The organism is Castellaniella defragrans 65Phen, assembly GCF_000612685.1.
Taxonomy (GTDB): Bacteria; Pseudomonadota; Gammaproteobacteria; order Burkholderiales; family Burkholderiaceae_B; genus Castellaniella; species Castellaniella defragrans.
In genome coordinates this window covers 110176-133377 of sequence record NZ_HG916765.1, presented here as the reverse complement: position 1 = coordinate 133377, position 23202 = coordinate 110176, and the positions used below count along the sequence as shown (strand labels likewise).

Here is a 23202-nt window from a genome sequence, read left to right as displayed (position 1 = left end):
CCCTCTCGTTCTTTAGGGATTCCCATGAAAAGCCAGAAAATCCGCATCCGCCTGAAAGCGTTCGACTACAAGCTGATCGACCAGTCCGCCGCCGAGATCGTCGATACGGCCAAGCGCACCGGCGCCGTGGTCCGCGGTCCCGTGCCGCTGCCCACGCGCATCCGCCGCTACGACGTGCTGCGCTCGCCGCACGTCAACAAGACCTCGCGCGATCAGTTCGAGATGCGCACGCACCAGCGTCTGATGGACATCGTCGATCCCACCGACAAGACCGTGGACGCCCTGATGCGTCTGGATCTGCCGGCCGGCGTGGACGTCGAGATCGCGCTGCAGTAATTCCGCCCGGGCCGCCCCGCGGCCCCGTCCGGACCGAAGCGCCCTGCCTCTAGGCAGGGCGCTTTTTTCATGCTAGAATCAAGGGCTTCGTCATCCATTTTCGCCTTTTAGGCGGGGTCGATGGCGAAAGATCACAGCCCCGGCCAATCGCAGTCGGGATCGAAAACTGTGGGGAAACACCCCCCGGAGAAAACAATGTCGAATTCGACACCTACGCCCGCCGCCTGGCGGCTCGGGCTCGTGGGGCGCAAGGTTGGCATGACCCGCATCTTTACCGAGGAAGGCGAATCCATCCCGGTCACGGTGCTGGACGTGTCCAACAACCGCGTCGCCCAGGTCAAGACGCCTGAAATCGACGGCTATGCGGCGGTCCAGCTCGCCTACGGCGAGCGTCGCGCTTCCCGCGTGGCCAAGGCCCAGGCCGGCCACTACGCCAAGGCCGGCATCGAAGCCGGCTCCATCCTGAAGGAATTCCGCCTGGATCCCGCCCGCGCCGCCGAATTCACGGCCGGCGCCGTGGTCGCCGTGGAATCCGTGTTCGAGGTCGGCCAGCAGGTCGACGTCACCGGCACCACCATCGGCAAGGGCTTCGCGGGCACCATCAAGCGCCACAACTTCGGTTCGCAGCGCGCCTCGCACGGCAACTCGCGCTCGCACCGCGTGCCGGGCTCCATCGGCCAGGCCCAGGACCCGGGCCGCATCTTCCCCGGCAAGAAAATGTCCGGCCACCTGGGTGACGTCACCCGCACCGTCCAGAACCTGGACGTCGTGCGCGTGGACGCCGAGCGCGGCCTGCTGCTGGTGAAGGGCGCCGTCCCCGGCCACAAGAACGCCGACATCGTCGTGCGCCCCGCCGTCAAGGCGACGCCCAAGAAAGGAGCCTAATCATGGAACTCAAGCTCCTGAATGATCAGGGCCAGTCCTCGGCCACCGTGGCCGCCGCCGACGAGATCTTCGGCCGCGACTTCAACGAAGCCCTGGTGCACCAGATCGTCGTGGCCTACCAGGCCAATGCCCGCATGGGCAACCGCGCCCAGAAGAACCGCGAGACGGTCAAGCACTCCACCAAGAAGCCCTGGCGCCAGAAAGGCACCGGCCGCGCCCGTTCCGGGATGACTTCCTCGCCGATCTGGCGTGGGGGTGGCCGCGCCTTCCCGAATTCGCCGGACGAAAACTTCAGCCACAAGGTCAACAAGAAGATGTACCGCGCCGGTCTGCGCGCGATCTTCTCGCAGCTGGTCCGCGAAGACCGCCTGGCCGTGGTCGAGAACTTCACCCTCGACGCCCCGAAGACCAAGCTGGCCGCGGCCAAGCTCAAGGGTCTGGGCATCGCCGAACCCGTCCTGATCATCACCGATGCGCTGGACGAAAACGTCTATCTCGCGACGCGCAACCTGCCCCACGTGGCGGTCATCGAAACGCGCTACGCCGATCCGCTGTCCCTGGTCCACTACAAGAAAGTGCTGATCACCAAGCCGGCGATCGCCCAACTCGAGGAGTTGCTGGGATGAATGCCGAACGTCTGATGCAAGTCATTCTGGCGCCCGTCGTGACCGAAAAGTCCACGATGATCGCCGAAAAGAACAACCAGGTCGCTTTCCGCGTCGTCGCCGACGCCACCAAGCCGGAGATCAAGGCCGCCGTCGAACTGCTGTTCAAGGTCGAGGTCGAATCCGTGCAGGTCGCCAACCGCAAGGGCAAGGAAAAGCGCTTCGGCCGCTTCATGGGTCGTCGCCGCAACGAACGCAAGGCCTATGTCTCGCTCAAGGCCGGGCAGGAAATCGACTTTACGGAGGTGAACTAAATGCCGCTGGTCAAAGTCAAGCCCACGTCCGCCGGTCGCCGGGGCATGATCAAGGTCGTGCACCCTGAACTGCACAAGGGCCCGGGCTACGCCCCCCTGCTCGAACCGCAATCGCGCAATTCCGGCCGCAACAACAACGGCCACATCACCGTGCGCCATCGCGGCGGCGGCCACAAGCAGCACTACCGCGTCGTCGATTTCCGCCGCGACAAGGACGGCATCGTCGCCAAGGTCGAGCGCCTGGAATACGATCCGAACCGCACGGCGCACATCGCGCTGCTGTGCTACGCCGATGGCGAGCGCCGCTACATCATCGCCCCGCGCGGACTGGAAGTCGGTGCCACGGTCGTCTCCGGCCTGGAAGCGCCGATCCGCGCCGGCAACACGCTGCCCATCCGCGCCATCCCGGTCGGTTCCACCATCCACTGCATCGAGATGCAGCCGGGCAAGGGCGCGCAGCTGGCCCGCTCGGCCGGCGCGTCCGCCGTGCTGATGGCCCGTGAAGGCGTCTACGCCCAGGTCCGCCTGCGCTCCGGCGAAGTCCGCCGCGTCCACATCGACTGCCGCGCCACCATCGGCGAAGTCGGCAACGGCGATCACAGCCTGCGCCAGATCGGCAAGGCCGGCGCGGTGCGCTGGCGCGGTGTGCGCCCGACGGTCCGTGGCGTCGCCATGAACCCGGTGGATCACCCGCACGGCGGCGGCGAAGGCCGCACCGGCGAAGGCCGCGAACCCGTCAGCCCGTGGGGTACTCCCGCCAAGGGCTACCGGACCCGTCGTAACAAGCGGACGGACAATATGATTGTCTCTCGCCGCAAGCGCAAATAAGGGGCGAACACTATGTCACGTTCGATCAAGAAAGGCCCGTTCGTCGATGCGCATCTGATCAAGAAGGTCGATGCCGCCGTCGGGGGCAAAGAAAAGAAGCCGATCAAGACCTGGTCGCGCCGTTCCACCATCCTGCCCGAGTTCATTGGGTTGACGATTGCCGTGCACAACGGCCACCAGCACGTTCCCGTCTACATCAACGAGAACATGGTCGGCCACAAGCTCGGCGAATTCGCCCTGACGCGCACCTTCAAGGGGCACGCGGCGGACAAGAAGGCCAAGAGGTAAGCCATGGAAACTACCGCAGTCATCCGCGGCGTCCATATTTCCGCGCAGAAGACCCGCCTGGTGGCGGACCTGATCCGTGGGAAGTCCGTGGCGCACGCCCTCAACATCCTGACGTTCAGCCCCAAGAAGGCCGCCGGCATCCTGAAAAAGGCGCTGGAATCGGCCATCGCCAATGCCGAACACAATGATGGCGCCGACATCGACGAGCTCAAGGTCACCACGATCTACGTCGACAAGGCCCAGTCGATGAAGCGATTCTCCGCGCGCGCCAAGGGCCGCGGCAACCGCATCGAAAAGCAGACCTGCCACATCGTGGTCAAGGTCGGGGCGTAAGGAGTCGCAATGGGACAGAAAATTCACCCGATTGGGTTCCGCCTCGCGGTCAACCACAACTGGACTTCTCGCTGGTACGCGAACGACAAGGTCTACGGCAGCATGCTCGCCGAGGACATCCGCGTGCGCGAATACCTGAAGAAGAAACTCAAATCGGCTTCCGTGGGCCGCGTCGTCATCGAGCGCCCCGCCAAGAACGCCCGCATCACCGTGTACTCGGCCCGTCCGGGTGTGGTGATCGGCCGCCGCGGCGAGGACATCGAGACGCTGAAGGCCGACCTGCAGCGCCTGATGGGCGTGCCCGTGCACGTCAACATCGAGGAAATCCGCAAGCCGGAAACCGACGCGCAGCTGATCGCCGACTCGATCACCCAGCAGCTCGAAAAGCGCATCATGTTCCGCCGCGCCATGAAGCGCGCCATGCAGAACGCCATGCGCCTGGGCGCCCAGGGCATCAAGATCATGTCCTCGGGCCGTCTGAACGGCATCGAGATCGCCCGCACCGAATGGTACCGCGAAGGCCGTGTGCCCCTGCACACCCTGCGCGCGAACATCGACTACGGCTTCTCGGAAGCGCAGACGACCTACGGGATCATCGGCGTCAAGGTCTGGGTCTACAAGGGCGACATGCTGCCCAACGGCGAAATGCCCCCGGAAACCGCCGCCCCGCGCGATGAAGAACGCCGTCCGCGCCGTGCGCCGCGTGGCGATCGCCCCGGCCGCCCGGGCGACAACCGCGGCCGTGGCCGCGGTCCGCGCCGCGATGCCGCCTCGGCCGCTCCGGCGCCTGAAGGAGAATAAACATGCTGTCACCCTCTCGCAGGAAGTACCGCAAGGAACAGAAGGGCCGCAACACCGGCCTGGCCACGCGCGGCGCCCAGGTTTCCTTCGGCGAGTTCGGTCTGAAGGCCACCGGCCGTGGCCGCCTGACCGCCCGCCAGATCGAAGCCGCCCGTCGTGCCATCAACCGCCACATCAAGCGCGGCGGCCGCATCTGGATCCGGATCTTCCCGGACAAGCCCATTTCGCAGAAGCCCGCCGAAGTCCGGATGGGTAACGGCAAGGGCAACCCGGAATTCTGGGTCGCGGAAATTCAACCCGGCAAGGTGCTGTACGAAATGGAAGGCGTGAGCGAGGAACTCGCGCGCGAGGCCTTCCGCCTGGCCGCCGCCAAGCTGCCCATCAGCACGACCTTCGTGTCGCGCCGCGTGGGCGCCTAGGAGAGATCAGGATATGAAAGCCAGTGAACTGCGCGCCAAGGATGCCGCCGGGCTCCAGACCGAGCTCGAGAGCCTGCTGAAGGCACAATTCAACCTGCGCATGCAGCGTGCCACCCAGCAGCTTTCCAACACCAGCCAGTTGGGCAAGGTGCGCCGCGACATCGCGCGCATCCGCACCATCATGACTGAGAACGCAGGAAAGTAACATGACCACCGAAACCCAGAAAGACACCACCAAGCGTCAGCGTACGCTGGTCGGCAAGGTCGTCAGCAACAAGATGGACAAGACGGTCGTCGTCAGCGTCCAGACCCGCGTGAAGCATCCCGTGCTGGGCAAGTTCGTCAACCGCACCGCGAAGTACAAGGCGCACGACGAAGCCAACCAGTACAACGAAGGCGACACCGTGGAAATCGCCGAAGGCCGCCCCATCTCCAAGTCCAAGTCCTGGACGGTGGTGCGCCTGGTCGAGGCCGTGCGCATCATCTGATGCCGCGCCGGGCGGGATGCGGGAAGGTCCTTGCGGGCCGTTCCGCGCCCGACCCAGCCGGGCGGCATGCGTGCCGCGAGGCGGGCGCCGCCCCTTCGACCCCGCGTGGCCCCGGCCGCGCACCCCCAGCCCCGCCTCGCGCGGGGTTTTTCTTGGGCCGCGCCTTTGCCGCGTTTCTCCGCCGCTCCTTTGCCGCCCTCGGGCTGCCGGGCTCCCTCGTGCTGCCGGGTCGCCGGCCGCCCGCGGCCCCCTTATCGATCCGGACCGCTCCGGACGGCCCCGGATCGACGAGCGTCCCGGCGGAATCCTGTAGGATGAAGGCTTTCGCAAGAGCCTACGCAAGAGCCGCCATCCGCCATGGACATCACCTGTTTCGACGATCTGCTGCAGGCCGCGCGCCTGCAGCCCGAACCCCAGCGCCTGCTGTTCGTCTTTGCCGCCAGCACGATCCCCGACGACGCCACGCCCGAGCAGAAGGCGCGCCACGCGCGCGGCGAGGGCGGCGAACTCACGCCCGTGCTGTGCGTGGACAAGACGCCGGACGAACTGGCCGCCTTCGACGCGCTGGTCGAGGAATCGCGCCGCACCGGCCATGACTGGCAGGTGGTGTTCGTGGCCGCCATGGCCGACCAGTCGGCTTACCTGCCGGACAACAAGGACGTCGATCAGGCCTTCCAGCGCATGACGCAGATGATCAAGTACGGCACGATCGGCGCGCTGCTGGCTTTCGACCGGACCGGCGAGCCGATCGTGTTCGGCGCCGCCTGACCCCGCGCGCGAGCGCACCCCCCGCCCCGCGGGGCGCGGCCGCGGGGACCGGCATCGGGAGAACGACCATGAAACCGCCCTTCGGGAAATCGTCCCTCATGCAATCTCCCCGCGGGAAATCGCTCCTCGGGAAATCGTCCCTCATGAAACCGCGCCTCGCGCGCTGGCTCGGCCCGGGCCTGCTCGCCCTGCTGGCCGCCTGCGCGCCCCTCCCGCGGTCCGATGCGCCCGCGGCCGGCCCGGTGCCGCCGGCCGCCACCGCACCCGCCACCCGCGCCGCCGCCGCGGCCTACGATGCCGGCCTGGACGTCTTCCATCCGGTCGCCGCGCGGCACGGCATGGTGGTGTCGGAACAGGAGCAGGCCACGCGCGCCGGCCTGGACATGCTGCGGGCCGGCGGCAACGCCGTCGATGCGGCGGTGGCGGTCGGCTTCGCCCTGGCGGCGGCGCTGCCCAACGCCGGCAACCTGGGCGGCGGCGGATTCATGATGGTGCACGAGGCGCGCAGCGGCCGCGATTACGCCCTGGACTTCCGCGAGACGGCGCCGGCGCGGGCCGCGCGCGACATGTACCTGGATGCGCGCGGCGAGGTCGTGGACGGCCGTTCGCTCCACACCCACCTGGCGGTGGGCGTGCCGGGCACGGTCGCCGGCCTGACGCACGCCCTGGCGCGCTGGGGCTCGCTGCCCCTGTCCCGCGTCATGGCGCCCGCCATCCGCCTGGCGCAGCGGGGCTACCCGGTCAGCCCGACTCTGGCCGACGCCCTGGCGCGGAACGCCGGACCCATGGGCCGCTGGCCCGCGACGCGCGCCATCTTCTGGCGCGACGGCCGTCCCCTGCGGGCGGGCGAGCCGCTGGTCCAGCGCGACCTGGCGCGGTCGCTGCGCCTGATCGCGCGTCAGGGGGCCGACGCGTTCTACCGGGGCCCCATCGGCGAGCGGATCGCCGCCGAGATGGCGCGCCACGGGGGGCTGATCACGACGCGGGACCTGGCGGGCTACCGCGCCGTCGAGCGCCCGCCCATCGTCGGCGACTACCGCGGCTACCGGATCGTGACCATGCCGCCGCCCAGCTCCGGCGGCATCCACCTGACGCAGATCCTCAACATGATGGAAACCTGGCCCATCGCCGACTGGGGCGCGGGTGGCGCGCGCACGATCCACCACATGGCCGAGGCCATGAAGCTCGCCTACGCCGACCGCGCGCAATACCTGGGCGACACGGACTTCGTCGCCGTGCCCGTGGCCGGCCTGACCTCCAAGGCCTATGCCCGCCGGCTGGCCGCCGGCATCCTGCCCGCGCGCGCCCGGCCGGCGGCCGACATCCGGCCGGGCCGCCCCCAGCCCTACGAAAGCAGCCAGACCACGCACTTTTCCGTGGCCGACGCGGCGGGCAACGCGGTCGCCGTCACCTATACCCTGAACACGAACTTCGGCAGCGGCATCGTCGCCGCCGGCACCGGCATCCTGCTGAACAACGAGATGGACGATTTCTCCGCCAAGCCGGGGGTGGCCAACGTCTACGGCCTGACCGGCGGCGAGGCCAACGCCATCCAGCCCGGCAAGCGGCCGCTGTCGTCCATGACGCCGACCCTGGTGCTGCGCGATGGCCGGCCCTGGCTGGTCACCGGCAGTCCGGGCGGCGCGCGCATCATCACCACCGTGCTGGAAACCGTGGTCGACGCCATCGACTTCGGCATGAACCCGGCCGAAGCCGCCGCCCAGCCGCGCTTCCACCACCAGTGGCAGCCCGATGAATTGCGGGTGGAAAAGGGCTTCAGCCCCGATACGCTGGACCTGCTGCGCAGCTACGGCCACCGCGTCGCCGTCAAACCCGCCATGGGCCGCACCCAGACCATCCTGATCCAGGACGGCATCCTGTACGGCGCCTCGGACCCGCGCAATCCCGACGGCGCCGCCCTGGGCTACTGAGACCGCCGCCGCCTTGCATCAGCCGCCCCGCGTCAGGGCTGCGCGCCCCCGGCCGGGACTGTCCGGAGCCTGTTCCGACCGGGGAGCGCGAAGACCGGGATGCCGGTCAACGCCGCTTCTAGGCCGTCTGCTGCGCCTTTTCGTTGCGCAGTTCCTTGCGCAGGATCTTGCCCACGTTGCTGCGCGGCAGGTCCTCGCGGAATTCCACGAACTTCGGCACCTTGTAGCCCGTCAGCAGCTTGCGGCAGTGGGCGATCACGTCGGCCTCGGTCAGGTTCGGGTCCTTGCGGATCACGTAGAGCTTGACCGCCTCGCCGGAGGCGCCGCCGGGCACGCCGATGGCCGCGGCCTCCAGGATGCCGGGGTGCTCGATGGCGGCGGCCTCGACCTCGTTCGGGTACACGTTGAAGCCCGACACCAGGATCATGTCCTTCTTGCGGTCCAGCAGGAACACGTAGCCCTTGTCGTTCATGTAGCCGATGTCGCCGGTCAGCAGCCAGCCGTCCGCGTCGAAGACCTTGGCGGTCTCCTCGGGGCGGTTCCAGTAGCCGGCCGTGACCTGCGGGCCCTTGACGCAGATCTCGCCCGATTCGCCGATCGCCATGGTGCGGTTGTCGTTGCGGATGGCGACGTCCGTGGACGGCACCGGCAGGCCGATCGAGCCGTTGAAATCGACCTTGTCGAGCGGATTGATGGTCACCGCGGGCGAGGTCTCCGTCAGCCCGTAGGCCTGGGCGATGGGCTTGCCGGTGGTCTTGAGCCAGCGTTCCGCGATGGCCTCCTGGACGGCCATGCCGCCGCCCAGCGTGATGTTCAGTGAGCTGAAGTCCAGCCTGGCGAAATCGGGATGGTTCAGCAGCGCGTTGAACAGCGTATTCACCCCGGTGAGGGCGGTGAACCGAGCCTTGCCCAGTTCCTTGACGAAGCCGGGGATGTCGCGCGGATTGACGATCAGCAGATTGCTGGCGCCCAGCCGCATGAAGGTCAGGCAGTTCGCCGTCAGGGCGAAGATGTGGTAGAGGGGCAGCGCCGTCACGATGCATTCGCGGTCGCCCTGGCAGTAGGGCCGCACCCAGGCATAGGCCTGGCACACGTTGGCCACCAGATTGCCGTGGCTCAGCATGGCGCCCTTGGCCACGCCCGTGGTGCCGCCGGTGTACTGCAGCGCCGCCAGGTCGGCGTGCGTCAGCGCGGGGCGCCGGTAGGACGCGCGCGCGCCCTCGGCCAGCACCTCGCGCAGGCGCAGCGCGCCCGGGATGTTCCAGGCCGGCACCATTTTCTTCACGTGGCGCACCACCAGGTCGGTGATCAGGCCCTTGGGAAAGCCCAGCAGCTCGCCCAGCGAGGTCACCACCACGCGCTTGACCTGGGTGCCGAGCATGGCCTCCTGCAGGGTGTGGGCGAAGTTTTCCGCCACCACCACCGTGGTCGTGCCCGAGTCCGTCAACTGGTGGTGCAGTTCGTGCGGCGTGTAGAGCGGGTTGGTGTTGACCACCGCCGCGCCCGCCATCAGCGTGCCGAACAGGCAGATCGGGTATTGCAGCAGATTGGGCATCATCAGCGCGACGCGGTCGCCCTTGGACACCCCCTGGGCCTGCAGCCAGCCCGCGAAGGCGCGGGCCTTGTCCAGCGTCTGCGCGTAAGTCAGGGACGCACCCATGCTGACGTAGGCCGTGTTGCCGGCATACTGCCCGCAGCTTTGTTCAAACAGGTCGACCAGCGAGTCGAAGGCGGCGGCCTGATCGGTGATGTCAGCCGGCACTCCTTCGGGGTAGTGTTCCAGCCAGATGCGTTCCATGATGCGGTTCCTTTATGTCAGTCAGTTGCTTTTGGATTCCTGGCCCAGCAGGGCCGCTTTCAGGGATTCCTGGGCCGGGTGGGCACCCAGCCAGACCTTCAGGAGCGCGGTGGCGAAACGGGGATCCTTGACCTCCCCCAGAGCCTTGCCCTTGAATGATACCGAGACTGTCCCCTGATTGAAAACGATGTCCACCAGATCGCCCGAGGCGCCCTCGCCGCCGGTCTTCATGAAGTCCTCGAAATGGGCGATGGTGCCGGCCATGTCGCGCAGCTCGGCTTCGGTGCAGTTGGCCTTCAGGCCGTCGTTGAGCGCGTCGGTCAGCGCCTTGCTGGTGATGTCGCGCAGCAGGGTCAGGCGCAGCAGCTGCGGCTCGGCGCTGTTCAGGACCGCCTCGGCGTCCTTCGTCGGCTGCTGCCGGTACAGGGCGGCGACGTAGACGTGGAAGACGAAGCGCTGGCGCAGGCCGGCGCCGTTCAGGACCAGGTCGCTGCCCGCCACCGACTGCTGCTGCGGCACTTCCACGTTGGCCACGGTCAGGGCCAGGGCGGGCGGCGCCGCGCACAGGCCGGCGGCGGCCAGCGCCAGCGCGGCGAACGTGCCGCGCAGCAGGCTGCCGCGCGCGGGCCGCGCGCGATCGATTCCAGTGTTCGGATGGGTCATGATGATGCCTCTCCCGCCGCGTCGGGGCGCGGCTTGCGTTGTTTGTAATAGGCCTTGTCGGCCAGGTAGATGGTGCGCCGGACTTCCGTGTGCACCGTGCCGTCGGCGTCCTTCAGGTCCACCTGATAGACCCGCTCGACCTCGTGCTTGCGGTCCAGCTCCTCGCGGATGCCCTGCAGCTCGGCTTCCGTCAGGACGAAGTCCGCGTACAGCGTGCGGAATGCGGGCTTGCGGTAGCGGATCTCGGCGGCCTTGTCCCAGATGATGGCGTCCCGGTCCAGGCGCGCCATCAGCATGCCCACGTGCACGCCGTCGGTGACGGCGAACAGCGAGCCGCCGAAGATCGAGCCCACGATGTTGCGCGTGCGTCGCGTCAGCGGCAGGCGCACGCGCACGTGCAGCAGGTCGTGGGACACGTAGTCCACCCGGCCTCCCGTCGAACGGAAGGCCGGATGGAGATTGAAGCCCGTGCGCATGGCACGCGCCCGCCACCGCGGCGGCAGGCGTTTCAACTGCGACAACTTCATGCCAGGCTCACGGTTGCCGTCCTCAGAAGCGGTGCGAGAACTGCACGCCGAACAGGTCCGCGCTGCTGTCGTAGTCGCCCTTCAGCACGCCGGCGTCCTTCGACGAGTTGTTGTTCACCGAAGTGCTCTTCACGAACAGGTGGGCATAGCCGACGTCGATGCTGGTGTTCTTGCTGAAGTTGTACTGCGCACCCAGCGACAGCCAGTAGCGGTCGTTGTCCGGCAGGGACGACGGGCGGAAGGCGTCGTCGCGCACCGGCGACTGGTCCCAGGCTACGCCGCCCTTGAAGGTCCAGCTCTCGCTGTACTTGTAGTGCGCGCCCAGGGCCACGCGCCAGGCGTCCTTGAAGCGCAGGTCGAGCGTGGAGTTCGAGACGCCGCTGTTCTCGATCTTCAGTTCCGGGATGCTGCTCCAGCCCGTCCAGGACACGTCGCCCAGCAGCGTCCAGCGGTCGTTCAGCTGGTGCACCACGCTGAAGATGGCGGTGTCGGGCAGCTCGACCGTGGTCTCGGCGTCGTATTCGCCCAGCGGCAGCAGGCCCGCGATCGGGTTGGGGATGGACATGCCCGGCGCCAGGGCGATCGAGGTCGGGACGCTGCGGTTGCGGAGGGTCGTGGTGCCGTCCGCGTCGATCTTGACCTTGGAGCGGTAGGACAGGCCGAAGCGGGTATCCGGCGTGGCCTGCCACAGCACGCCCACGTTCCAGCCCCAGCCGTCGCCCTTGGCCTTGACCTTGGCGCTCAGGTCGCCGCCGGGCAGGGGGATCGGGTTGCCCATCGCGCCCGTCGGGATGGAGGGGACGAATTGCGCCTTGCGGTAGTCCGCGTCCAGGTGCATGTAGCTCACGCCCGCGCCGATCGACAGCGTGTCGGTGGCCTTGAAGGCGATGGACGGATTGATGTTGATGCTCTCGATGGAGAATTTTTCCGAGTGGTAGCGGCCGGCCCAGCCTTCGTCGTAGTCGGTCATCAGGCCGAAGGGCGCGCCCACGCTCAGGCCCAGCCACAGGCGCGGATTCACTTCCCAGGTGAAGTGGGCATTGGGCACCACCCCCAGGGAGCCCGCGTCGCCGCCGTCGCCGCCGCCGGGGCGGGCGCCCACCGCGTTGGTGCTGCCGCCGTCCGAGAACTTGAAGCTCGGCTTGATCGCCACCGCGCCCGCGCTGACGTTCATGCCCGGCAGCAGGGTCATGCTGGCGGGATTGAAGTAGGCCGCGCTGGCGTTTTCGCCGCTGGCGGCGGAGCCGGCATAGGCGCTGCCCAGGCCGCTGGCGTTCTGTTCCAGCAGCTGGAAGCCGGCGCCGTGCGCGAGGCCCACGGTGCCCAGGCCCAGGATCAGGGCCGACAGGGTCTTGAGCGTGTAGTGCGTTTTCATCGTGTCACCTCCGGTTTATGGATGAAAGATCGTCTTCGTGCGCAGGCATGCCTGCGCTGGGGTTGCTGCCCGATCAACCACATCGGGCCTGGGGTTAAAATCATGGGGCGAACGCCCCCCGGCCGTGCGCGGGGGCGCGCAGCCTCGTCGATGCGTCGGGCAAAAACCTTCCCCCGCCGCGCGGCCGCGCAGCGTCGTTCAGGTCAGTGGCGGGACGCCGGAATCAGGCCGGCGTCAGGGTGGAATCAATGGTCGTCGGGTGTCATGGGTCCCCCCGTGTAAGGTGCGTAGCCCGTTCCGAAGATCACGCCCGCGTTGGCGAGTTCGGCATCGGCGACGACGCCGGCCGCCAGCTGGCGGCGGGTCGCATCGATCAAGGGTTGCAGCAGGCGGCGCGCCAGTCCGGCCGGCGCCGTGCCCGCCTCGGCGCGGACCGGCTTGCCCTCGCGCCAGCGATAGAATCCCTGGCCGGATTTGCGGCCCAGTTCGTTGCGCGCCAGATGGCGCGCCAGGCAGGCCGGCGGCTCGGCCCCGGTCAGCTGCGCGCCGGCGTCGCGGGCGATGTCCAGGCCCACCGTGTCGATGAGTTCGATCGGCCCCATGGGCATGCCGTAGGCCTTCATCGCGGCGTCGATGGTCTCGGGGCGCAGGCCTTCGTCCACGCAGCGCATGGCTTCCAGCATGTAGGGCGCGAGCACGGCATTGACGAGGAATCCGGGCACGCTCTTCACCGGCAGGGGCAGCTTGCCGATCCGGCCGACGAAGGCGCAGGCGGCGGACTGGGCGCGCGGATCCGTGCCGTCCGCGGCCACGACCTCGACCAGGGGCATCTTCGCCACGGGGTTGAAGAAATGGATCCCCACCAGGCGTTCCGGATGCGCCAGGTCGCGGCCCAGGTCCTGCAGCGACAGGCTGGAGGTGTTGGTGGCCAGCAGCGCGCCGTCCTTCAGGCGCGGTTCGATGGCGGCGTACAGGCCGCGCTTGGCGTCCAGGTTTTCGCTGATGGCCTCGATGACCAGGTCGGCGCGGGCGATGCCCTGGCCGTCCGGGTCCGGGATCAGGCGGTCGGCGGTCAGCCGCGCTTCGCGGGCGGGCCGGATCTTGCGCGCATACAGCGCGTGGGCGCGGCCGATGGCCTGGGCGATGCGCGCGCGGTCCGTGTCCTGCAGGGTGACGGTCAGGCCCTTGAGCGCGCACCAGGCGGCGATGTCGCCGCCCATCACGCCGGCGCCCACCACGTGGACGTGCCGCACGGGCGCCTGGTCTCCCGCCTTGCCGAAGGATTTCAGGCGCTCCTGCATGCGGAACACGCGCAGCAGGTTGCGGGCGGTGTCGGAATGGATGATGGCGTCGATCAGGCCGGGCGCGTCCAGCGCGTCGCCGGCGTGGTGCGCCCAGATTTCCAGGATGGCGCGCGGGGCCGGGTAGTGGCCCTGCGGGTCGCGTTTTTCCAGGGTCTTGCGGGCCTGGCGCAGCAGCAGCGGCCGCAGCATCGGGTGGCTGAGCCAGGCGTCCTTGCCCTTCGGGCCGCGCACCGGCTGGCTGGACAGGACGTGGCGCGCGGCGGACTGCTCCGCCAGGCGGGGCGGCACGCACAGGTCGGCCACCCCGGCCGCCGCGGCACGGCGCGCGTCCAGCGCGCGGCCGGTCAGCATCATGTCCAGGGCCAGCGGCGCGCCCACGCGCCGGGGCAGGCGCAGCATGCCGCCCCAGCCGGGGAAGATGCCCAGCATGACCTCGGGCAGCGACAGGCGCGTGTCGGGCTGGTCCACGACGATCCGGTAGCGGCAGGCCAGGGCCAGCTCCAGGCCGCCGCCCATGCAGTGGCCCTGGATCAGGGCCAGCGTGGGCCAGGGCACCGCCGCCAGGCGGTTGAAGACCGTCCAGCCGCGCTCGATGAAGGCGCGCGCCGTGGCGGCGTCGTTCAGCTGCGAGAATTCGTCGATGTCGGCGCCCGCGACGAAGCCGGCGGCCTTGCCCGAGCGGATCACCAGCGCGGCGGGCGGGGCGGACTGGAAGTGGTCCAGGGCGCGGCCCAGTTCCGCCAGGACCTCGCCCGACAGGCGGTTGACGGAGCTGCCGGCGCAGTCGATGGTCAGCCAGGCGATGCCCTGCGGATCCACGGCGCAGCGGAAATGGCGCAGGCCCAGGGATTCAAAGCTCATGTCGGCCCTCCTGCCCGCAGAGTTCGACCAGCATGGCGCCGCCCTGGCCGCCGCCGATGCAGATGGCGGCCATCCCGCGGCGCAGGCCGCGCGCCTGCAGGGCGCGCACCAGGTGCAGCACGATGCGCGCGCCCGAGGCGCCCACGGGGTGGCCCTGGGCGATGGCGCCGCCGTCCACGTTCAGCCGGTCCATGTCCAGGTCTCCCAGCGCGCCGCGCCCCAGGTGCTCCCGGCACCAGGATTCGTCGCGCCAGGCGGCAAGGCAGCCTAGCACCTGGGCGGCGAAGGCTTCATTGATTTCCCACAAGTCCGGATCGTTCAGCCCCAGGCCGTGGCGCGCCAGGATGGCCGAGGCCGCGTGCACGGGCCCCAGGCCCATGACGGCGGGGTCCAGGGCGGCCCACTGGGCATCGACGATGCGGGCGACGGGCCGCAGGCCGCGCTCGCGCACGGCGCGCTCCGAGGCGAGCAGCAGGAGCGCCGCGCCATCGGTGACCTGGGAGCTGTTGCCGGCGGTGATGTTGCCGTAGGGCTTGTCGAAGACGGGCTTGAGCCGGGCGAGCTTTTCCGGGGTGGAGTCCGCGCGCACGCCGTCGTCCTCGGCGTACAGCGTGCCCTTGGCGTCGATCAGCGGCACGATCTCGCCGAAGGCCCCGCGTGCGCGCGCGGCCAGGGCGCGGGCGTGGCTCTGCGCCGCGTAGGCGTCGAGCCGTTCGCGCGTCAGGCCGAAGCGGTGCACCAGGTTCTCGGCGGTCTGGCCCATGGACAGGCCGATCACCGGATCGCTCAGGCCTTTCAGCAGGCCGATCACGGGCTTGAAGTACGAGGGGCGGAAGCGCCGCAGCAGCGGCAGGCGCTGCGCCAGGGTGCGGGCCTGGTTCCACCGGGCCAGCCAATGGACCATCTCGTCGGGGAACAGCAGCGGCGCGCGCGACAGCGCGTCCACGCCGCCGGCCAGGACCAGGTCGTGGCGGCCGGTCTGCAGGCCCATGGCGGCGGAATCCAGCGCCTGCATGCCCGAGGCGCAGTTGCGCATCACCGTCCAGCCGGGCACGTGGTCGCCGCAGCCCAGGCGCAGGGCGATCACGCGGCCGATGTTGGTTTCGTCGGCCGAGGGCGCGGCGCAGCCGATCACGACCTCGTCCAGTTCCGTGGCGGCGAAGGACTGGCGCAGCAGCAGTTCACGGCCCGTCTGCACGGCCAGGTCGGACGCGGAGAACGGGCCCGGCGCGTTGCGGGCCTTGAGGAAGGGGCTGCGCGCCCCGTCGAGGATGTAGACGGGTACGAAGGCCATCAGGATCGGGCTCCTGCGGCATCGGTGCCCGACGGGCCCTGGAAGTCGGGGGCGAAGTCGTCCACGGCGATGACGCGGTCGCGCAGCGCGTTGCGCGCGCGGATGCGGTCCAGTTCGGCGTCGGTGATGCCGCCGGCCGCGTGGATGGCCTCGGCCATGTCGCGCACGTTGGCGCGCGGATCGGCGGCCGGCACGCGGCCGGCCTTCTCGAATTCGCGCATGCGGGCCTCGATGGCCTGCGTGTCCAGCACGGCGGCGAAGGCGGCTTCGAGGGCGCCGATGGGCTCGTCCGGATTCCGGGGGACGTAGGTGCCCTGCGTCAGGCGGTCGCGCGCGCCGCCGGGCTGGCTGATCGCGTCGGCCACGGCCATGGCGAGCCGGTCGGACGGCGCGGCGAACGGCCGGCCCCAGGGGAACAGCAGCGCGCGCAGGGTCCAGGCCAGGGGGCGGTTGGGGAAGTTGGCCAGCACGCCGGCGAAGGCGTCCTGGGCGCGGCAGAACGCGTCCTGGACCGCCCAGTGCGCCAGCGGCGCGTCGGCGGCCTGGCGGCCTTCGTCCTGGTAGCGCTTGAGCGTGGCCGAGATCAGGTAGAGCTGCGACAGGATGTCGCCCAGGCGGGCGGAGATCGATTCGCGCCGCTTCAGCGCGCCGCCCAGCGTCAGCATGGAGACGTCGGCCAGGGTGGCGAAGGCCGCCGAGAAGCGCGTGAGCTGCCGGTAGTAGCGGGCCATTTCCGGGGCGACGGCGGCGTCGGGGCGGGCCAGCAGGGCGTTCGTGAAGCCATGGCCGACGGCGCGCAGCGCATTGGCCGTGGTGTGGCGCACGTGGCCCCAGAAGGCGCGGTCGAAATCCCGCAGCCCCTGTTCGGCGTCGGCGGCCTGGGCCGCGCGCATCTCGTCGAGCACGTGGGGATGGCAGCGGATCGCGCCCTGGCCGAAGATGATCAGGCTGCGCGTGAGGATGTTGGCGCCCTCGACGGTGATGCCCACCGGGATCTGCTGGTAGGCGCGGCCCAGGAAGTTCTGCGGGCCCAGGCAGATGCCCTTGCCGCCGATGATGTCCATGCCGTCGTTGACCACGATGCGGCCCCGCTCGGTGACGTGGTATTTGACGATGGCCGAGACCACGGCGGGCTTTTCGCCCAGGTCCACGGCGCCGGCCGTCATGACGCGGGCCGCGTCCATCAGGTAGGTGTGGCCGCCGATGCGCGCCAGGGCCTCGGTGATGCCCTCGAACTTGTGGATGCGGGTGCGGAACTGGTCGCGCACCACGGTGTAGGCGCCCACGGCGCGCGCGGTGAGCTTGGCCATGCCGGTGTAGGACGAGGGCAGCGAGATCGAGCGCCCCGCCGCCAGGCATTCCATCAGCATGCGCCAGCCCTGGCCGGCCAGGGCCGGCCCGCCGATGATGAAGTCCAGCGGCATGAACACGTCCCGTCCGCGCGTCGGGCCGTTCATGAACATGGCGTCCAGCGGGAAGTGGCGGCGGCCGATCTCCACGCCGGGGTGGTCGGACGGCACCAGCGCGCAGGTGATGCCCAGGTCGGGCGTGTCGCCCAGCAGGCCGTCGGGGTCGTACAGGCGGAAGGCCAGCCCGAGCAGGGTGCAGACGGGGCCCAGGGTGATGTAGCGCTTGTCCCAGGTGACGCGCATGCCCAGGACCTCGCGGCCCTGCCATTGGCCGGTGCACACGATGCCGTGGTCGGGGATGGCGGCGGCGTCCGAGCCGGCCCAGGGGCTGGTCAGGGCGAAGGCGGGGATGTCCTCGCCGCGCGCCAGGCGCGGCAGGTAGTGGTTCTTCTGCGCGTCGGTGCCGTAGTGCAGCAGCAGTTCGGCCGGCCCCAGGGAATTGGGCACCATGACGGTGACCGACAGCGCGGAGCAGCGCGTGGACAGCTTGGCGACCACGGCGGAGTGCGCCAGCGCCGAGAAGCCCAGGCCGCCGTATTCCTTCGGGATGATCATGCCGAAGAAGCGGTGGCTCTTGATGTATTCCCAGGCGTCGGCGGGGATGTCCAGGTCCTGGCGCGTGACGCGCCAGTCGTCCACCATCGCGCAGACGGCCTCGACCTCGTTGTCGAGGAAGGCCTGTTCGTCCTCGGACAGGCGCGGGGCGGGGATGGCGTGCAGGGCGCGCGCGCTGGGGCGGCCGCGGAAGAGCGCGCCTTCCCACCAGACGGTGCCCGCCTCCAGGGCCTCGCGTTCGGTGTCCGACATGCGCGGCAGGATGCGGCGGAAGGTGCGGTACAGGGGCCGGCTGAGGTGCTTGATGCGCAGGTCCGGGCTGCTCAGCACGAAGGCGGCGGCACCCAGCAGCAGGACGAGGAGGATGAGCAGGAAGGTCATGCGGGGACTCCCGGTAGCGGCGCGCCGGTCGGCAGCGGGGCGCGCAGGCCGCCCAGCAGGAAGGCCATCAGGCGCCCGAGCAGCGCCTGGGCGTCGATGTTGCCGGTGTCGCCGGGCAGGTTCATGGCCCGGCTGGAGCTTTCGGCGCCCATGATGGCATAGGCCGTGGCGCCCAGCATGAAGTGGAAGCGCCAGACGATCTCGGTTTCCGGCACGCCGGGCAGCGAGGCCAGCAGGGCGCGGGTGAAACGGTGCGCGACCGCCGAGCGTTCGGCGGCGAACAGCGCGCTGATGGCGCCGTTGGGATCGGACATGGTGCTGGACTGCAGCGGCATGAAGGCGCGCCGCTCGGCGCCGGCGCTGCAGGCATGGCGCACCAGGGGGCCGAAGTAGGCCTCGACGATGGCCGACGGCTTGAGCGGCTGGCCGCCGGCCTTGGCTTCGAGGTCGTCCAGGATGCGCAGGCGTTCGTCGTTCAGCGCGTCCAGGCGGCGCTGGAACACGGCCTCGACCAGTGCGTCCTTGGAGCCGAAGTGGTAGTTCACGGCGGACAGGTTCACCCCCGCCGCCTGCGTGATCTGACGCATGGACGTGTTGTCGTGCCCGTGCTCGGCGAACAGCCGTTCGGCGGCGTCGAGGATGGCATCGCGGGTGAGGGTGGAGCGGGAGGTGGCCATGGATTAATTCAAACGTTTGTTTTAAAACTATACACAAGCTGCCTGATTTGGGTATCCGTGTTACCCCTTAGGGCCCTGGGAGAGCAGCCGTGCGCCGGTGATTGTTTCTTGGGGAAATGCCGCGTCCAGGATACACTTTCAGAGATTCGTTCCATACGGTTAGTTTCCCTGGTCTAGAAGGTACGCGATGGCTTCCGTGCGACAGCTGCTGGTGATTTCATCCCTGGTCATCGCCTGTATCCTTGTAGGCATGCTGGCGATGGGCACCAGCCTGATGGAGCGCCGGCTCGACGCCCAGCTGCAGACCGACAGCGAAAACGCCGCCGCCACGCTGGCCCTGCTGGTCGCCGCCCAGCCCGACGAGGCCGCGCGCCGGCGGGTGCTGGATGCGGCCTTCCAGCAGGGGCGCTACGCCGACCTGGCGCTCGCGCCGGACGATCCGGCGGCCGCCGGCTTCCAGTCGCGCCGCCCGGGCCGGTCCGCGGGAGACGCGCCGGGCTGGTTCGCCGCCCTGGCCGACATCCAGCCCCACCAGGCTTCCCGCCAGGTCGCCGGCGTCGGCACGCTGCGGCTGACCCTGGATGCGGGGCCCGCGCGCGATGCGCTCTGGACGCACGTGCAGCAATGGACCTGGCTGGCCCTGGGGCTGGCGGCCTTCTGGGCCCTGTTCGTGGTCGCGCTGGTGGCGCGGGTGCGGCGCGAGCTGGCCACCGCCGCGGTGGCCGACGCGCCCGAGATCAAGATCAAGCGCACCGAGCCGGTCGAGGACGCCGAGCTCATGGACGACGTCCGCGAACGCATCGCGCCCACGATGGACGAACAGATGGCGCGCATCGAGCGGCTGGAAATCGAGCTCAACCGCGACCCGGTGACCGGTCTGGCCAACCGCAGCTATTTCCTCAACGAACTCAAGCGCATGCTGCGCGACGACTCGCGCCAGGGCGCGGTCAGCGGCTACGTGCTGCTGGTGCGCAGCCGCGACATGGCGCGCCTGCAGAACCAGACCGAACGCCAGGAGCTGGACGACTGGCTGCGGCTGCTGGGGCGGCGCGTCATCGAGCTGCTGAACGAAACCCCGCAGGTGCGCGCGCTGCCCGCCCGGCTGACCGGCAGCGATTTCGTGGTGCTGTTCCCCGTGGGCGGCGGCCCCGAGGTCATGCGTCCGGTGCAGAGGCTGCGCGAGCTGCTCGAGACGCTGCGGGTCAAGCTCGACAGCCACAACCTGTCGCGCTGGGCCTATGCCCTGACGGACTACACCATGCAGTGCACCACCAAGGAAATCCTGACGCGCCTGGACCAGGCCCTGATGTGCGCCGAGAGCGCCGGCCACGAGGAAATCGAATTCCTGTCCTACGCCGACCACGAGGACGGCGAGCTGCTCATGGGCGAGGCGTCCTGGCGCACCCTGATCACCCAGGCGCTGGATCACGACCGCCTGTCGCTGGACGTGCGCCGCGTCCAGTACGAGGGCGACGACATCCCCGAGCGCCACGAGGCCGCGCTGACCCTGCGCGAGGACGACCCGGACCAGCCGCTCATGTCCGGCTTCCTCTTCATGCCGGCCGCCGCGCGCCTGGGCCTGTCCCCGGCCTGCGACATGCGCGCGCTGTGCCTGGCGCTGAACTGGCTGGGCGAGCACGACGGCGTGCTGGTCATCCGCATGTCGATCGCCACCATCCTGGACGCCCAGCACCTGGAGGAAATCCGCCAGATCTGCGGCAACGCCGATCCCGCCCTGCTGCAGCGCCTGGCGGTGGAGCTGGACGCCTACGGCCTGAGCCGCCACCTGGAGGCCTTCCGGACCTTCGCCCGGGGCATCATCCAGGCCGGCATGCACGTCGGGCTGCGCGGCCTGGACCAGCAGCCCGACGCCCTGCGCCAGATCCACGAGGTCGATTTCGCCTACGTGAAGCTGGGCGGCAACTTCGTGCGCGAGCTGCTGGCCAGCCCGGGCGGCGTGCAGATGATGGTGGCCGTCACCGAAACCGCCATCGGCATGGGCATGCGCGTCTATGTGGACGATGCGGACGACCCCGGCACCCGCCGCATGGTGATCGAATACGGGGCGCTGCCGCGCGCCGCCTGACCGCCCGCCCCGGGCGGTGTCGGTTTTTTGCAGATCGTGCTTGCCAAGCCCGCATCGGCATCCTATAATGGCCGTCTTGCCCTATAGGGTGTGGTTTGCCATGAGTCCGCCTGGATCCGTGGGCCGCGCGCAGGGCAGTGGAAGTTCTCGAATTTCAACCCAGGGTGTGCTTGGCCGATCCGATTGGCAACCCAAGCGGCTGCCAAGTATGCCTGACGGGACCAAAACTGGCTGCGTGGCCGGGGATTCATGCCCTGGGCTTCGTTGTTAAGTTGGAACAGGAAAAATCATGATCCAAATGCAGACCACGCTGGACGTGGCCGACAACACGGGTGCGCGTTCTGTGATGTGCATCAAGGTGCTGGGCGGCTCCAAGCGCCGTTATGCCGCCATCGGCGACGTCATCAAGGTGTCCGTCAAGGAAGCGGCCCCCCGCGGGCGCGTCAAGAAGGGCGAAATCTACAACGCCGTGGTGGTGCGTACCGCCAAGGGCGTCCGCCGCAAGGACGGCTCGCTGATCCGCTTCGGCGGCAACGCGGCCGTGTTGCTCAACGCCAAGCTCGAGCCCATCGGCACGCGCATCTTCGGACCGGTCACGCGCGAACTGCGCACCGAGAAGTTCATGAAGATCGTGTCCCTGGCGCCCGAAGTGCTGTAAGGAGCCGATCATGCAAAACATTCGCAAAGGCGACGAAGTCATCGTGCTGTCCGGCCGCGACCGCAGCCGCCGCGGCACCGTGCTGGCCCGCGTCGGCGCCGACCACGTGCTGGTCGAAGGCATCAACGTCGTGAAGAAGCACGCCAAGGGCAATCCCATGGCGGGCACGCCCGGCGGCATCGTCGACAAGACCCTGCCCATCCACATCTCGAACGTGGCGCTCTACAACCCTGAAACCGGCAAGGGCGACCGCGTCGGCGTCAAGGTCGTGGACGGCGCCAAGGTTCGCATTTTCCGCTCCAACGGCGCCGTCGTTGGCGCGAAGGCATAAGGGGCGCGCATAAAATGGCTCGTTTACAAGATTTCTACCGCTCCAAGGTCGCTGCCGACCTGCAGGCGAAATTCGGCTACCAGTCGGTGATGCAGGTTCCCCGCATCACCAAGATCACCCTGAACATGGGCGTGTCCGAGGCCGTGGCCGACAAGAAGGTCATCGAGAACGCCGTCGGCGACATGACCAAGATCGCCGGCCAGAAGCCCGTGATCACCAAGACCCGCAAGGCCATCGCCGGCTTCAAGATCCGCGAGGACTACCCGATCGGCTGCATGGTCACCCTGCGCGGCCAGCGCATGTACGAATTCCTGGATCGCCTGATCTCGATCGCCCTGCCCCGCGTGCGCGACTTCCGCGGCGTGTCGGGCCGTGCCTTCGACGGCCGCGGCAACTACAACATCGGTGTGAAAGAGCAGATCATCTTCCCGGAAATCGAATACGACAAGATCGATGCCGTGCGCGGGATGAACATCAGCATCACCACCACCGCAAAGACCGACGAGGAAGCCAAGGCGCTGCTGAGCGCATTCAGCTTCCCCTTCCGCAACTAAGGGGCTGACGTGGCAAAACTATCCCTCATCAATCGCGACATCAAGCGCGCCAAGCTGGCCGAGAAATTCGCCGCCAAGCGCGCCGCGCTGAAGGCGATCATCGCCGACCAGTCCAAGACCGACGAAGAACGCTATCAGGCTCGCCTGGCGCTGCAACAGCTGCCGCGCAATGCCAACCCCACCCGCCAGCGCAACCGCTGCGTGGTGACGGGCCGCCCCCGCGGCGTGTTCAGCAAATTCGGGCTGACCCGCCACAAACTGCGTGAAATGGCCATGCGCGGCGAAGTGCCCGGCATGACCAAGGCCAGCTGGTAGGAGAATCACACATGAGCATGAGCGATCCCATCGCCGATATGCTGACCCGCGTGCGCAACGCGCAGATGGTCAACAAGACGTCGGTTTCCATGCCCTCCTCCAAGCTGAAGGCGGCCATTGCCGCCGTGCTGAAGGACGAAGGCTACATCGAGGATTTCCGCATCGGCGGCGAACAGGCCAAGCCGGAGCTGGAAATCACCCTGAAATACTATGCCGGCCGTCCGGTGATCGAGCGCATCGACCGCGTCTCGCGTCCCGGCCTGCGCATCTACAAGAGCAGCACCGCCATTCCCCAGGTCATGAACGGCCTGGGCGTGGCGATCGTCTCGACCCCCCGCGGCGTCATGACGGACCGCAAGGCCCGCGCCAACGGCGTCGGCGGCGAAGTGCTCTGCTACGTGGCATAAGGAGATTCCAA

Annotated in this window: 27 protein-coding genes; 19 read left to right on the top strand and 8 right to left on the bottom strand. The window is 68.8% G+C overall.

The genetic code is table 11. The features are described 5' to 3' along the window. Positions 1-24 precede the first annotated feature (24 nt). From rpsJ to ggt, 13 genes are all read left to right on the top strand, one after another. Positions 25-336, top strand: coding sequence for a 30S ribosomal protein S10 (gene rpsJ / locus BN940_RS00600; RefSeq protein WP_043679008.1), 312 nt, complete (start codon positions 25-27; stop codon positions 334-336). Positions 337-531: 195 nt separating this feature from the next. Continuing rightward, positions 532-1221, top strand: a complete 690-nt coding sequence (gene rplC, locus BN940_RS00595) for a 50S ribosomal protein L3 (protein ID WP_043679006.1) — start codon at positions 532-534, stop codon at positions 1219-1221. 2 nt (positions 1222-1223) lie between these two features. Further along, complete coding sequence (rplD, locus tag BN940_RS00590; RefSeq protein ID WP_043679004.1) at positions 1224-1847, top strand: 50S ribosomal protein L4; 624 nt, start codon at positions 1224-1226, stop codon at positions 1845-1847. Then, a complete protein-coding gene (gene rplW, locus BN940_RS00585; RefSeq protein ID WP_043679002.1) occupies positions 1844-2140 on the top strand; it encodes a 50S ribosomal protein L23 in 297 nt (98 codons plus the stop codon). Before rplD ends, rplW begins: the two co-directional genes overlap by 4 nt. Beyond that, entirely contained in the window at positions 2141-2968 is an 828-nt protein-coding gene (rplB, locus tag BN940_RS00580; protein ID WP_043679000.1) for a 50S ribosomal protein L2, read from the top strand. A gap of 12 nt (positions 2969-2980) precedes the next feature. Beyond that, positions 2981-3256, top strand: a complete 276-nt coding sequence (rpsS, locus tag BN940_RS00575; RefSeq protein ID WP_043678997.1) for a 30S ribosomal protein S19 — start codon at positions 2981-2983, stop codon at positions 3254-3256. Positions 3257-3259: 3 nt separating this feature from the next. Next, positions 3260-3589: a 50S ribosomal protein L22 gene (gene rplV / locus BN940_RS00570; protein WP_043678994.1), complete on the top strand. Its 330-nt coding sequence runs from the start codon at positions 3260-3262 to the stop codon at positions 3587-3589. Between the two features lie 9 nt (positions 3590-3598). After that, a complete protein-coding gene (gene rpsC, locus BN940_RS00565) occupies positions 3599-4390 on the top strand; it encodes a 30S ribosomal protein S3 (RefSeq protein WP_043678991.1) in 792 nt (263 codons plus the stop codon). A 2-nt stretch (positions 4391-4392) separates the two neighbouring features. Beyond that, on the top strand, positions 4393-4809 hold the full coding sequence (gene rplP / locus BN940_RS00560; protein ID WP_043678990.1) for a 50S ribosomal protein L16: 417 nt from the start codon (positions 4393-4395) through the stop codon (positions 4807-4809). Between the two features lie 13 nt (positions 4810-4822). After that, complete coding sequence (gene rpmC / locus BN940_RS00555; RefSeq protein WP_043678987.1) at positions 4823-5014, top strand: 50S ribosomal protein L29; 192 nt, start codon at positions 4823-4825, stop codon at positions 5012-5014. A gap of 1 nt (position 5015) precedes the next feature. Then, the gene (rpsQ, locus tag BN940_RS00550; RefSeq protein WP_043678984.1) at positions 5016-5297 is read left to right on the top strand and encodes a 30S ribosomal protein S17; all 282 of its coding nucleotides are present in this window, start codon (positions 5016-5018) and stop codon (positions 5295-5297) included. A 357-nt stretch (positions 5298-5654) separates the two neighbouring features. Beyond that, entirely contained in the window at positions 5655-6065 is a 411-nt protein-coding gene (locus BN940_RS00545; RefSeq protein ID WP_043678981.1) for a hypothetical protein, read from the top strand. A gap of 143 nt (positions 6066-6208) precedes the next feature. After that, a complete protein-coding gene (gene ggt / locus BN940_RS00540) occupies positions 6209-7996 on the top strand; it encodes a gamma-glutamyltransferase (protein ID WP_052355498.1) in 1788 nt (595 codons plus the stop codon). 118 nt (positions 7997-8114) lie between these two features. Here the strand turns inward: ggt and BN940_RS00535 are convergent, their stop codons facing one another. From BN940_RS00535 to BN940_RS00500, 8 genes are all read right to left on the bottom strand, one after another. After that, positions 8115-9794 (bottom strand): AMP-binding protein, encoded by a 1680-nt coding sequence (locus BN940_RS00535; protein ID WP_043678978.1) that lies wholly within the window; start codon positions 9792-9794, stop codon positions 8115-8117. Between the two features lie 21 nt (positions 9795-9815). Next, positions 9816-10457, bottom strand: coding sequence for a chalcone isomerase family protein (locus BN940_RS00530; RefSeq protein ID WP_084330429.1), 642 nt, complete (start codon positions 10455-10457; stop codon positions 9816-9818). After that, entirely contained in the window at positions 10454-10984 is a 531-nt protein-coding gene (locus BN940_RS00525) for a DUF4442 domain-containing protein (protein WP_043678975.1), read from the bottom strand. The genes BN940_RS00530 and BN940_RS00525 overlap by 4 nt, the downstream gene beginning before the upstream one ends. 22 nt (positions 10985-11006) lie before the next feature. Further along, positions 11007-12359, bottom strand: coding sequence for an OmpP1/FadL family transporter (locus tag BN940_RS00520; protein ID WP_043678972.1), 1353 nt, complete (start codon positions 12357-12359; stop codon positions 11007-11009). 245 nt (positions 12360-12604) lie between these two features. Then, on the bottom strand, positions 12605-14524 hold the full coding sequence (locus tag BN940_RS00515) for a 3-hydroxyacyl-CoA dehydrogenase NAD-binding domain-containing protein (RefSeq protein WP_043678969.1): 1920 nt from the start codon (positions 14522-14524) through the stop codon (positions 12605-12607). Further along, a complete protein-coding gene (locus tag BN940_RS00510; protein ID WP_043678966.1) occupies positions 14514-15818 on the bottom strand; it encodes an acetyl-CoA C-acetyltransferase in 1305 nt (434 codons plus the stop codon). Before BN940_RS00510 ends, BN940_RS00515 begins: the two co-directional genes overlap by 11 nt. Beyond that, positions 15818-18163, bottom strand: a complete 2346-nt coding sequence (locus tag BN940_RS00505; RefSeq protein ID WP_043678963.1) for an acyl-CoA dehydrogenase — start codon at positions 18161-18163, stop codon at positions 15818-15820. Before BN940_RS00505 ends, BN940_RS00510 begins: the two co-directional genes overlap by 1 nt. Next, complete coding sequence (locus BN940_RS00500) at positions 18160-18840, bottom strand: TetR/AcrR family transcriptional regulator (RefSeq protein ID WP_043678960.1); 681 nt, start codon at positions 18838-18840, stop codon at positions 18160-18162. Before BN940_RS00500 ends, BN940_RS00505 begins: the two co-directional genes overlap by 4 nt. 187 nt (positions 18841-19027) lie before the next feature. Here BN940_RS00500 and BN940_RS00495 point away from each other — a divergent pair, with 187 nt between their 5' ends. The 6 genes from BN940_RS00495 (at position 19028) to rpsH (ending at position 23191) form a co-directional block, all read left to right on the top strand. Further along, positions 19028-20926 carry an EAL domain-containing protein gene (locus BN940_RS00495; protein WP_084330428.1) on the top strand — a complete coding sequence of 633 codons (1899 nt, stop codon included), beginning with the start codon at positions 19028-19030 and terminating at the stop codon, positions 20924-20926. 289 nt (positions 20927-21215) lie between these two features. Further along, positions 21216-21584, top strand: a complete 369-nt coding sequence (gene rplN / locus BN940_RS00490; RefSeq protein WP_043678954.1) for a 50S ribosomal protein L14 — start codon at positions 21216-21218, stop codon at positions 21582-21584. A 10-nt stretch (positions 21585-21594) separates the two neighbouring features. Then, positions 21595-21915, top strand: a complete 321-nt coding sequence (gene rplX, locus BN940_RS00485; protein WP_043678951.1) for a 50S ribosomal protein L24 — start codon at positions 21595-21597, stop codon at positions 21913-21915. A 14-nt stretch (positions 21916-21929) separates the two neighbouring features. Beyond that, complete coding sequence (rplE, locus tag BN940_RS00480) at positions 21930-22469, top strand: 50S ribosomal protein L5 (protein ID WP_043678949.1); 540 nt, start codon at positions 21930-21932, stop codon at positions 22467-22469. 9 nt (positions 22470-22478) lie between these two features. Further along, complete coding sequence (rpsN, locus tag BN940_RS00475; RefSeq protein WP_043678946.1) at positions 22479-22784, top strand: 30S ribosomal protein S14; 306 nt, start codon at positions 22479-22481, stop codon at positions 22782-22784. An 11-nt stretch (positions 22785-22795) separates the two neighbouring features. Beyond that, complete coding sequence (gene rpsH, locus BN940_RS00470; protein WP_043678943.1) at positions 22796-23191, top strand: 30S ribosomal protein S8; 396 nt, start codon at positions 22796-22798, stop codon at positions 23189-23191. Positions 23192-23202 lie beyond the last annotated feature (11 nt).